This is a genomic window from Coprococcus sp. ART55/1 (assembly GCF_000210595.1).
In the GTDB taxonomy this organism is placed as follows: domain Bacteria; phylum Bacillota; class Clostridia; order Lachnospirales; family Lachnospiraceae; genus Coprococcus; species Coprococcus aceti.
In genome coordinates this window covers 2097131-2109551 of record NC_021018.1, presented here as the reverse complement: position 1 = coordinate 2109551, position 12421 = coordinate 2097131, and the positions used below count along the sequence as shown (strand labels likewise).

Annotated in this window: 10 protein-coding genes; all 10 read right to left on the bottom strand. The window is 46.4% G+C overall.

From position 1 onward, the window contains the following. Nucleotides 1-25 precede the first annotated feature (25 nt). Nucleotides 26-835 carry a J domain-containing protein gene (locus CCU_RS14290; protein WP_015534468.1) on the bottom strand — a complete coding sequence of 270 codons (810 nt, stop codon included), beginning with the start codon at nucleotides 833-835 and terminating at the stop codon, nucleotides 26-28. 3 nt (nucleotides 836-838) lie between these two features. Continuing rightward, nucleotides 839-1738, bottom strand: a complete 900-nt coding sequence (locus CCU_RS09490) for a DUF5685 family protein (protein ID WP_015534467.1) — start codon at nucleotides 1736-1738, stop codon at nucleotides 839-841. A 54-nt stretch (nucleotides 1739-1792) separates the two neighbouring features. Then, nucleotides 1793-2188 (bottom strand): hypothetical protein, encoded by a 396-nt coding sequence (locus CCU_RS09485; protein WP_015534466.1) that lies wholly within the window; start codon nucleotides 2186-2188, stop codon nucleotides 1793-1795. A gap of 25 nt (nucleotides 2189-2213) precedes the next feature. After that, nucleotides 2214-3974 carry a molecular chaperone DnaK gene (gene dnaK / locus CCU_RS09480; protein WP_015534465.1) on the bottom strand — a complete coding sequence of 587 codons (1761 nt, stop codon included), beginning with the start codon at nucleotides 3972-3974 and terminating at the stop codon, nucleotides 2214-2216. A gap of 204 nt (nucleotides 3975-4178) precedes the next feature. Beyond that, nucleotides 4179-5897, bottom strand: coding sequence for an alanine/glycine:cation symporter family protein (locus CCU_RS09475; RefSeq protein WP_015534464.1), 1719 nt, complete (start codon nucleotides 5895-5897; stop codon nucleotides 4179-4181). Between the two features lie 196 nt (nucleotides 5898-6093). After that, nucleotides 6094-7059 (bottom strand): metallophosphoesterase, encoded by a 966-nt coding sequence (locus CCU_RS09470; protein WP_015534463.1) that lies wholly within the window; start codon nucleotides 7057-7059, stop codon nucleotides 6094-6096. Further along, nucleotides 7056-7298, bottom strand: coding sequence for a hypothetical protein (locus tag CCU_RS14145; protein WP_015534462.1), 243 nt, complete (start codon nucleotides 7296-7298; stop codon nucleotides 7056-7058). The genes CCU_RS09470 and CCU_RS14145 overlap by 4 nt, the downstream gene beginning before the upstream one ends. Before the next feature lie 299 nt (nucleotides 7299-7597). After that, nucleotides 7598-10768, bottom strand: a complete 3171-nt coding sequence (ileS, locus tag CCU_RS09465; protein ID WP_004852635.1) for an isoleucine--tRNA ligase — start codon at nucleotides 10766-10768, stop codon at nucleotides 7598-7600. Nucleotides 10769-11150: 382 nt separating this feature from the next. Further along, complete coding sequence (locus CCU_RS09460) at nucleotides 11151-11615, bottom strand: hypothetical protein (RefSeq protein WP_015534461.1); 465 nt, start codon at nucleotides 11613-11615, stop codon at nucleotides 11151-11153. Nucleotides 11616-11771: 156 nt separating this feature from the next. Beyond that, nucleotides 11772-12302 carry a hypothetical protein gene (locus CCU_RS09455; RefSeq protein WP_208896148.1) on the bottom strand — a complete coding sequence of 177 codons (531 nt, stop codon included), beginning with the start codon at nucleotides 12300-12302 and terminating at the stop codon, nucleotides 11772-11774. Nucleotides 12303-12421: the final 119 nt, after the last annotated feature.

Genomic DNA, 12421 nt, shown 5'->3' with positions numbered 1-12421 from the left:
GGACGACACCNCGNGGGTTTTATATCTAACTTCGTCCGTATCCACTCGGCATGCAGCACACGCAAGGCATACCGCCCATGCAGCACGACATGAGAGCACATATGGTACAAAGGTTGTTGCAAAACTTTCCGCCGGTCGGCATATCCATTCCATACCCGGCACCTCTGTCCATGTACCACTGACGGCCGCTCTTGATGGACTCATATGCCTGACGGTATTCCTGATTGCCCGGCTCAAGCTCCATTGCACGCTTCAGCATCTCCATGGCTCTTATCTGATTGCCAAGTCCGGCGTTGCACACGCCACTGTAATAGTGCCACTTGGCATCGTGATTCTCTATCTGATTGAGGACGTTCTTCGCCTCCTCATAGCTTCCGCTGTTCATATAGTTCTTCGCGGCCTGAAAATATCTGGAATCTTTATCATTCGGATCGTAGTCATTCTGTCTCTGATAGCCACCGAAACCAAATGGGCCAAATCCTCCGAAACCGCCAAATGGATCATCATACTGTCCGTAGCCTCCTGACGAACCGCCGTAAGAACTTCCACCATACGGACCATATGAACCGCCAGATCCATAACCGCCGCCGTAGCCCTGCGAGCTTCCAGTTCCATACCCACCAGCACCACCATAACTTGCACGGTCAGCCTCGCCGCTCACTATGGACTTGTAAGCCTGCTGTATCTCCTTGAACTTTTCCTCAGCCTCATCCTTGTGAGGATTGTTGATATTCGCATCCGGATGATACTTCCGGCTCAGCCTTCTATATGCTTTTTTTACTTCTTCTTCGCTGGCACCTCTTTTGAGTCCCAGCACCTCGTAAGGATCTTTCATAATTTATTCCTCATCGCCGCATCTTCTATTTGTAGTCGAATAATATGCTTCCCATATTCCTGAGTATATTATGTTCCTGAGTATACCTACATTTTCAATAATAGGAAGCATCTCATACTCTTTTGCAAGTGGTGCCACCATCATCATCAGAACATCCTTCGTCCACTCTGCAAGCTCCTGCCATTTGTCCTGTTCTATGGTTTTATCCACACCCACTGATTGTACCTCAACACCCAGCTCATGCGCAAGCCTGCACACGAATGGATTGTAATTTCCGGCACCTATATCCTTCTCTATATCGTCATACGCGTCCATTATGTAGACAAATTTGCCCAGATAATAGCCTATGGTGCGGAGATATGATTCCCACTCATCATGTTTCGGGGCACATATCTCTGCCATTATATTGCCGAAATGCCCTGACAATGCATCCATGTCATCGGATCCCACCTCCTCAAGCTCACTTATCGCCTTGAGGTTCTCCGCAATAACCTGGATCTTCTGTTGATAATCTTCCTTGAGCCTCCTGCCATTTTGTCCTGCGAGCAGTACATCCGCATACAGCTTTCGGGTAAGCATATGCTCATCATCCCAGTCATCTATACATTTATAATAGGTAAGGATCACGTTCATATCAGCAACATAATCTGTGTACTCGTTCTGTACATAAGTATGCTTCGATGTCGGGTGTGCGATACATCTTCTGCTGCCCGAGTGCTTCTCCGGTTCGTACAGTCCCGTCAGAAGAAGGACCAGAAATGTCATATCATAGCTGAGACTTATCTGTCCTCTGGCACCATATCTGTCCTTCAGCGATTTGCACAGGCCGCAATAATACTTACGGTATTCATCATATTCTTTCATCTTAAGCTCAGGCTGGTTCACCACTATATATCCAAACATCTCTCAATCTCCACACTATATTCCAACATAAGACTTTATCCGTCTGCGCTGTTACTAAGACTTCTTCACAAATCTGTTGCCGCACTTAGGGCATCTGATCTCTATCTTGCCCTTTCCCCTTGGAACTCTGATCATCTGCTGGCATTTGCTGCAGACAAATATCTTGTATTCCTTGCCGGCTTCCTTCTGTTTCTTCGCACGCTTGAATATATTTCTCACGCCCGCGGTGTGCTCCATAAACCATCTGTTCTGAGCCGCGCGCTTGTCATAGTTCTTGGACATGATCCTGACATATCCATATATGAACATGAGAAGTCCAAGGAAATAAAATATCCCTGTCTTGATAAATGCATCCAGCACCATAAATATCAATCCGCCCCAGGTAAGGAATGATGACAACTGATCGTTGCCGTACCTGGATCTCATAAATCTTATAAATTTGTCTTTCATAATTCACCATTCTCCTCGCAAATTCTTACATTGTCTCCAGTTTCTCTGCGGATTCCTGGAGCTGTCTGTAGGCTTCCTTCATCCTGCCCATCTCCACGTCATCTACATGATTCATGTCTGTTCGTGTCACAAGCTTCCTCAGATACTCGCAGTCGCTCTTGATCCGTTTCATCTCCTTCTTGTCGAGCTGTGCGCCCTTGGTCTCAAGAAGATTCTCTACCTTATATACATACGCCTCGGCCTCGTTCATAATGTCTTTGAACTCTCTGGCTCCAGCCACATCATCCTCGTACTTCTTCGCATCCTCCCTGGCTCTGCGGATCTCCTCCTCCGAAAGGTTGGTGCTGGATGTGATCACTATCTGCTGTTCCACACCCCTGCCCAGATCCTTAGCTGAGACCTTGAGGATACCATTTGCATCCATGTCAAATGTGACCTCGATCTGAGGAACGCCCGCCATGGCTCTCTTGATACCACTGAGTCTGAAGTTGCCTAGCAGCTTGTTGTCCCTTGTGAAATGCCGCTCGCCCTGGTATACCTTGATCTCGACATCCCTCTGGAAATTGCCCGCCGTGGTAAATATCTTTGATGCCCTGGTCGGAATGGCAGAATTTCTCGGAATGATGACATTTGCCACGCCTCCAAGGGTCTCAATGGACAGCGAAAGAGGTGTCACATCCATGAGGAGAATGTCATTCACCTTGTTCGACACGGTGAGCTCGCCGCTGAGCTTGCTTCCCTGGACCGCCGCACCCATGGCAACGCACTCGTCCGGGTTCATATTCTTGGATGGCTCCCTGCCGGTTATGGCACGAACCTTATCCACAACCGCCGGTATACGGGTGGAGCCACCCACCAGCAGCACTTTGTCTATCTGATTTCTCGTTATGCCCGCATCGGATAATGCCTGGTTTACAGGTCCCGCCGTTCTCTCCACCAGGTCATAGGTGAGCTCGTTGAACTGCTCCCTGGTTATCGTCATGTCTAGATGCACCGGCTGATTCTTCACTGTCGATATAAATGGCAGATTGATGTGTGCAGTCTGCGCAAATGAGAGCTCCTTCTTGGCATTCTCACAGGCTTCCCTCACTCTCTGGGATGCCGTGATATCCTTCGCCAGATTGACCTTTGTCTCCTTTTTAAAGGTCTTGATGACGTAGTCCAGCAGCCTCTCATCAAAATCATCTCCGCCTAGATGATTGTCTCCCGCGGTGGCAAGAACCTCTATGACGCTGTCCCCTATCTCTATAACAGACACGTCAAATGTTCCTCCGCCCAGATCGTATACAAGTATCTTCTGCGCCTGTCCATTGTCAAGACCATAGGCGAGAGCCGCCGATGTAGGCTCATTTATGATTCGAAGCACATTCAGTCCCGCTATTCTTCCGGCGTCCTTTGTGGCCTGTCTCTGGCTGTCGTCAAAGTAAGCCGGAACTGTTATGACTGCATCAGATACCGGTCCGCCCAGATAACTCTCAGCATCGCTCTTCAGCTTTGCAAGTATGATGGCGGATATCTCCTGCGGCGAATAGTCCTTGCCGTCTATCCTCTTTCTGTATGTTGTTCCCATCGCTCTCTTGATGGATGTGATAGTTCTGTCCACATTCACAGTCATCTGCCTCCTGGCAGACTCACCCACCAGTCTCTCTCCATTCTTTGTGATGGCTACTATGGAAGGTGTGGTCCTGCCGCCCTCCGAATTCGGTATGACAGTTGGCTGATCGCCCTCAAGCACTGCCACACAGCTGTTTGTTGTTCCCAGGTCTATTCCTACTACTCTGCTCATATATGTCAACCTCTCTGTAATGGTATTCTAATCTACTCATGGGGACGGAGGGGTCAGGCACCTCCGTCCCCATATATTGTATATAATAACCATCACTTATGAACATAATTTGGACAAAAAATAAAGTAAGTATAAAGTTCAGTTAAGAGAGTATAAAAAAAGAGGACGGAGGTTTCTGACCCTTCCGTCCCCGGACTTAATATTCTACTTTGATGCTTTCTCTGCCTTGATAACCGCCTGGAATTCCTTTATATCCTTTGCGATCTCTCCGCTTAATGCCAGCAGGCAGATAAGGTTCGGAATCGCCATGAGCGCATTCGCTATATCTGAGAAGTTCCATACAAGATCCAGTGATATCGTCGCGCCTACGTATACAACGAGCGAGAACACTATCCTGTATATCATATTGTACTTGTGTGACTTGAACAGATACTCAAATGCCTTCTCTCCGTGATACTCCCATCCAAGGATCGTGGAGAATGCGAAGAGCACAATTCCTATAGTTACGAGCCAGCCTCCCACCTTGCCAAGTGCAGAGCCAAATGACAGGATCGTGAGAGCTGCACCTTTTATAACAGTTGAGCAGGCAAATGTTCCATCCTCAGCAAATGTATAATGGTTTCCGGCTGCATCGGTCCATGTACCGGTAAGACTTCCTATGGCCGCCTGACTCTCCTCCACCACAAGCTCACTTGCAAGCTTTGTATTCTCATCCTTGTTGAGTTCATCGGATGAAAGAACCGAAAGCGTCAGGGTATTTGACGAATTGGATGTATCTGTCAAAATGAGCTGGTCATCTGTGAATTCATATGTATAATCCGTCGTGGTAGTCTTGTTATCGGAATCAACAGCCTCCACAGTAACCTCAGTTCCGCTCACCTGATAGCTGCCCTTTGTACTGTTCTCCGTAATTCCAAGCACACCCGATGATGCAATACAGAGACCTGTGATGGTACATACTACTATGGTATCCCAGAATGTACCTGTCATATTGATATAACCCTGACGGACAGGATTGTCTGTTGTGGCAGCTGCCGCTGTGATGGCCGCAGAGCCCATTCCAGCTTCATTTGAGAATACTCCTCTGGCAACACCGAATCTCATGGCGTTCATCATAGCTGCTGTGATCGTACCACACAGACCGCCACCGACTGCCTTGACTGAGAATGCCATCTTGAATATCATAACAACTCCTGCCGGAAGATTCTGGATATTGACGATTATTACAATAAGTCCGGCTACAACATAGAATATCGCCATCAAAGGAACAACAACTGATGACACCTTAGATATGGTCTTGATTCCTCCAACTATTATAAGAAGGGCAAAAACCGTAAGTATGATTCCTGTAACATATGTAGGCACGCTGAATGTACTGCTAAGAGATTCAGATATGGAATTGGCCTGTGTCATATTTCCTATTCCAAATGAAGCGATGACTGCAAAGAGTGCGAACAGCCAGCCCAGCACTGCACCAAACTTCTTATGCTTGAATGCCTTCTTCATAGTGTACATAGGACCGCCGCTCATCTCGCCCTTGGCATTCACCTCACGATACTTGATAGCAAGCATACACTCTGAGAACTTGGATGTCAGACCAAATGCTGCGGATATCCACATCCACACCAGTGCTCCTGGACCTCCCGATACCATGGCCGTTGCAACACCAACGATATTTCCCGTTCCTATGGTTGCAGCAAGCGCAGTGGTCAGTGCCGAAAATGGTGACACGTCTCCGGTTCCTCTGCTCTTTGTCCTTGCCTCCTTGCTAAGTGTACTCTTCAGCGCATAGCCGAGGTTCCTCCAAGGAAGAAATCCTGTTCTGATCGTCAGAAATATTCCCGTTCCAACCAGAAGCACCAGCATGACCGGTCCCCAGACAAATCCATCCACCGCCGACACGATCTCATTTAACTTTTCCATACAACCGCCTCCTCTTTCCAGGTTATCCATATTATCCGACCCGGCACTCCCCTCATTTTTTGGTCCGAATCAGTTTATATACCCGTAAATTTACTTTATTTTTGCCACAAAGTCCAGAGCATTGTGGCATTATGGTTATTTTCCTTTATTAATTAAGTTATGTGGGCGGTTGGCGAAATATTATGCGGTGTGGTGGTCATTTAAAGTTCACCGTTATCGGGCATATCTCCGCCTTGGTTCCAACTCTCATATCGGGGCCAAACACACCGACTCCGGATGTCACTATGTTATGCATGCCGTCAACATTCAGGTAACCGCAGGAATTTTCCCACATCATCGCCACAAGTATGTTGCCTGGGAACATTTGTCCGTCATGGGTGTGTCCACACAGGTCCATATCCACACCTGCCGACGACAGCTCCTCCAGCTCCTTTGGCTCATGATCAAGGATTATGATAGGTTTTGATTTGTCCATATTTTTCGTGATCTCGTCTGCGGATACTCTGTCTGTGACTCCATTTCCCGGTCTGTGGGCATCGCGGCGGCCATAGATGTATATGGAATCGTTTATCAGCACTCCCTCGTCACGAAGAAGAGTGATTCCCGCTTTCTCCATAAACTCGTCCATCTCCGGACTGCTGGTCTTCTCCTTCTGTCCGCCAAATGTAAATCCGGCAAGCACCTGCTCCTGTATGTCGTGGTTACCATAGCATGCATACACTCCATACTTTGATTTGATCCCCCGGAGTATTTTCTCAAGCTCCTCCGGCTGGTCAACGGCTTCCCATTCGTTGTCAAATATATCACCCGCTATCAGCACCAGATCTGCGTCCTGCTTATTTATGGAATTCACTATTCTTTGAACCTGCCTGACGCCTATGTTGTATCCAAGATGAAGATCTGCAACCAGCACTATCTTCATGGAATCCATCTTCTGACCATTCTCATCCCGTGCTTCCTTATTGATGGTCACATCATAAGGCGTCACCCGCACAAGTCTCGCATTTACCACTCCCCAGAATGATATACACATGATGAGTGTTGCGCACACACAGCCTACTATCCTGCGAATCCGCGGCACACATATCTTATCTTTGCTCACTCTGAATACATGAAGCAGTAGGAATCTTCCAAGCTCGGCTATCACTATGAAGAATATCATATAAAGCAGAACACCCAGCCAGTAATTCCCACCAGCTTCATGCCACGTTTGAACCTTCCCTGTGGCAGGAAGAATGCGATCACCAGCGCCGACGCCAGAAATGCATATAGCACTATCGGGACTATCCAGCCCTTCTTGCCTTTGAGTTTCGGGAAATATGCCTGTACCCAGCCCTTTATTCTCCAGAACAAATATATATTTAACGCTATGTAAAAAGGTGCAATGAAAATTGCTATCATCTTTTTTCTCCTTTGTTTTTCTGACTGGCCAATATACATATTGACGGCAGTCCTTTGTACGATTTATTCATACAATAATATACTCCCAACACCACACATACACAAACTTAATAAATCGTAATTCCACCGTCATCCCCTAATATCCAAATATATTTAAAGAAAGTACAAAATTTTCCTAAATCACATAAAAATAGCCCGAAAGATACAAAATCTTTAAGATTTGTACCTTTCGAGCCGTATTCTCTTGATCAGGGATATTTTTTCCAAAATGCCTGTTTTAAACCCTAATATTATATCCCTTAGTCGTTCTTCTTCACTCCAAGAGTTACCTTCTCACCGTTGATGTTCCACTCTTTGGTGTATCCGTCAACCGAGCCGGTTATGATCTCTGTTGCCATAACGTCGCCGATGATGGCATCCGCATTTGCTGCGATGATGTCATTTGCCTTCTGGCTTCCGTCAGCGTATACAGTGATCTTGTCCATAACCTCGAATCCAGCCTCTTTTCTCATAGTCTGAACCTTGGATACTATCTCACGGACAAATCCTTCCTCAAGAAGCTCCTCTGACAGATTTGTGTCGATAACTACTGTCACACCGCCGTCTGCCTCAGATACGAAACCGTCCATCTGAGCCATGTCGATCAGAAGATCAGCCTCAGTGAGTACGATCTCCTCTCCGTCTGCCTCAAACTTCAGAGCGCCCTCTGCCTTGAGCTCTGCCATGGCTGCGTTGCCATCCAGTGCTGACAGATGCTCCTTGATCTTACCAAGGTGCTTACCGTACTTAGGTCCGACTGTACGAAGCTGTGGCTTGAAGCTGTATGTTGTGTAAGCGCTTACATCATCATCGAACTCAACATTCTTCACGTTCAGCTCATCCTCGATGATAGCCTTCTCCTCACCGAAAAGCTTCTTGTCAGCCTTGACATACATCTTGCCGATTGGCTGTCTGTTCTTGATATTTGCTGTATTTCTTGCTGCACGTCCCAGAACTACGATCTTCAGGATCTCGTCCATAGCTACCTCGAGCTCTGGATCGATCATCTTCTCATCCACCTCAGGGAATGAGCACAGATGAACTGAGAGAGGTGCATCCTTGTCTATATTTCTAACCAGATTCTGGTAAATATCCTCTGCCATGAATGGGAGCATAGGAGCTACTGTCTGTGCGATCGTAACGAGCGCTGTGTAAAGTGTCATGTAAGCATTTACCTTGTCCTGCTCCATGCCCTTTGCCCAGTATCTCTCACGACCACGGCGGACATACCAGTTACTCATGTCATCCACGAACTCCTCGAGAACTCTTGTTGTCTCAGGGATCTTGTATGCGCCAAGATTTGCGTCAACTGCCTTGACTGTTGAGTTCAGCTTGGACAGAAGCCACTTATCCATAAGTGACAATTTATCATACTCAAGCTCATGCTCAAGTGGATTGAAGTTGTCTATATTTGCATAGAGTACATAGAACGCATATGTGTTCCACAGTGTACCCATGAACTTTCTCTGACACTCAACAACTGCATCCTCATGGAATCTGTTAGGAAGCCATGGTGCTGAATTGCTGTAGAAATACCATCTGATGGCATCTGCACCGTACTTGTTCAGAGCATCCATAGGATCTACAGCATTTCCCTTGGACTTACTCATCTTCTGTCCGTCCTTATCCTGGACATGTCCGAGAACGATTACGTTCTTAAACGGAGCCTTGTCGAACAGCAGCGTTGAGATCGCCATAAGTGAGTAGAACCATCCTCTTGTCTGGTCAACAGCCTCACTGATGAAATCAGCAGGGAAGTGCTTCTCAAATATATCCTGATTCTCAAATGGATAGTGCCACTGTGCAAATGGCATTGATCCTGAATCGAACCAGCAGTCGATAACCTCTGTGACTCTGTGCATCTGCTTGCCACACTCAGGACACTTGATAGTTACAGCGTCGATGAACGGACGGTGAAGCTCGATGTCCTCAGGGCAGTTGTCACTCATTGAGCGGAGCTCTTCCTTTGATCCGATGGCATGTCTGCAGCCGCACTCACACTCCCAGATGTTCAGCGGAGTACCCCAGTAACGATTTCTTGAAAGTCCCCAGTCCTGAACATTCTTCAGCCAGTCGCCAAAACGTCCCTTACCGATGCTCTCCGGGATCCAGTTTACAGTGTCATTATTCTTAACCAGCTTGTCTCTGACTGCTGTCATCTTGATGAACCATGTATCTCTTGCGTAATAGATAAGTGGTGTGTCACATCTCCAGCAGTGTGGATACTCATGCTCGAACTTAGGCGCATCGAAGAGAAGTCCCCTTGCGTCCAGATCCTTGAGTACCTCAGGGTCTGCATCCTTTACGAACATTCCGGCAAATGGAGTCTCCTCAGTGAGGTCACCCTTGCCATCTACAAACTGTACAAATGGAAGATCGTAGTTTCTTCCGACATTTGCATCGTCCTCACCAAATGCTGGTGCGATATGAACAATACCTGTACCATCTGTCATAGTTACATAAGTGTCACATGTAATGAAGTGACCCTTCTTGTGCTGCTTCTCACATACAGGCTTTACGCACTCATAGAGTGGCTCATACTCCTTGTACTCAAGATCCTTACCAACATATGTCTCAAGAACCTCGTATGCAGGAACTGCTGCCTGATCGTCTGCTGCTTCCTTTGCAAGACCGCCGAGAACCTTGTCTGCAAGCGCCTGTGCAAGATAATATGTGTAGCCGTCTGCTGCCTTAACCTTCACGTATGTCTCATCTGGATTTACACAGAGTGCTACGTTTGAAGGAAGTGTCCAAGGTGTTGTTGTCCATGCGAGGAAATATGCGTCCTCTCCGATAACCTTGAATCTTACTACTGCTGAACGCTCCTTGACTGTCTTGTATCCCTGTGCAACCTCATGGCTTGAAAGAGGTGTACCACATCTTGGGCAGTAAGGCACGATCTTGAAGCCCTTGTACAGAAGTCCCTGATCCCAGATCTTCTTCAGCGCCCACCACTCTGACTCGATGAAGTCATCATGGTATGTTACATATGGGTTGTCCATATCAGCCCAGAAACCTACCTTGCCTGAGAACTCTTCCCACATGCCTTTATATTTCCATACGGACTCCTTACATTTCTGGATAAATGGCTCCAGTCCGTACTCCTCTATCTGCTCCTTGCCGTCGATTCCCAAGAGCTTTTCAACCTCGAGCTCAACAGGCAGACCGTGTGTATCCCATCCGGCCTTTCTGACTACGTTATGTCCCTTCATTGTCTGATATCTAGGGATCATATCCTTGATTACACGTGTGAGAACGTGTCCGATATGTGGCTTACCATTTGCTGTTGGAGGGCCATCATAGAATGTGTATGTTGGCAGATCCTTTGTCTCTTCAACACTCTTCTCAAATACCTGATTTTCTTTCCAGAAGTCCAATACCTTCTGCTCTCTGTTTACGAATTCCAGTTTAGTCGAAACCTTGTCGTACATGTCGTCTTTCCTTTCTGTGATAAATATAAAAAAGCCCTTCGTCGTAATCAGGACGAAGGGCTTTGAGTTCGTTATACCACCTATTACTTACATACTAACATATGCGCTCCCCTTAACGCAGGAAATACGTCAGAGCCTACTTGAGCAAATCTCTTTTGGTCTGCAACTCCAGAGTGATATTCCGAAAGTCTCTACTGTCACCGGGCTCGCACCGCCCCCGGCTCGCTGCTGATCTCGCAGACTCCGTACTGTCTCTGTCATCGTTTTTAACTTATATGATCCAGAAACCCGCCTGTATAAGCCATTTCTGAACCTATCCATTCATTAGTATAGCAAGTATTTGTGGTTTGTCAATCGCAATATGCGCAAATAATTTACTATTCTACTTCTTTATAACCACATTCTTTGTTGTGCTCCATGCAGAATAGTAAGTTGTTTTTCCTACCTTCTTGAAGCTTCTGACTCTCACATAATATTTCTTCTTAGCCAATTTTGCTATTGTGACATTTGACTTTTTAGCTCCGGTCACTTTTACAGTATTTGCCTTGGCAAAATTGCTCTTTACAGAATACTGTATCTGATATCCTCCTGCCTTGTTCGTGGTCTTGGTAACCTTTGACGAAGTGATTCTCATAATGGTTTTCTGATTGCTGTCAGCCGCATTGTAACTTGTCTTGCCTGCCGTCTTGCACGCAACAATCTTATATGTGTATACCGTTCCATTTTTAGCTGACTTATCTGTATAGCTCAGTATTGTGTTTTTGTTTATATTGGCCAGCTTGCTGTACTTTCCCTTTCCAGCCTTTCTGTATACGATATATCCACCAGCTCCATTATTAAGATACATATAAAAATTTCTTACGTTTTTTATATTATCACCATGCATATACAAATACAATTTGTTTTTTATGCATATTTACTACAAAACACGTTCGTATTTATCTAATATATACATAAATCTCATGAACTGAGAAATCAATCCTCAATCCATGAGATTTATTTTCTAATATACGTAGAGATCATAGTCTACAAGATACCACTTACCGCCAGTCTTTATAACTGTGTATATGATCTCGCCATCTGATTCGTCAGTAGATCCTTTTATCTTGACATCAAGATCCACCTCGTAGCACTTGTCAACCGTCATGTCGACATCCAGCATGTCAAATGTATCATTTACATCCTTAAGCTTATCCTCGTCATATTCCTTCTCTGATCGGTCCTCGACCTTGATACTCTTGACCTTGCCTACCTCATCTACCATGTCGCTGACCTGCTCGTTGAATGTATCCTTGACATAGTCATCACTGCCTGTATAGCTTCTTATCCTGTTATACAGCTTGTAATATTCCTTGTCCATCAGATCAACCATGGCATCGGCATCGCCTTTTTCATAGGCTGTCACCAGCTTGTCTCCGACCTTCTTGGCACTTCTCTCACCGGAACCACCCGCCAGGATCAGAACAACGACTATTATCGCGATCAGGACTGCCGCTGCGATTCCTCCTATTATTGCTATAAGCTTCTTGTTCACCTTTTACCCGGCTCCATAACACCCGGAGTCATGCCCGGCTGCTGGCTGTACTGTGGCTGACCATACTGTGGCTGCCCAAATCCTCCATACTGTCCACCTGTCGGCTGGACATTTCCACC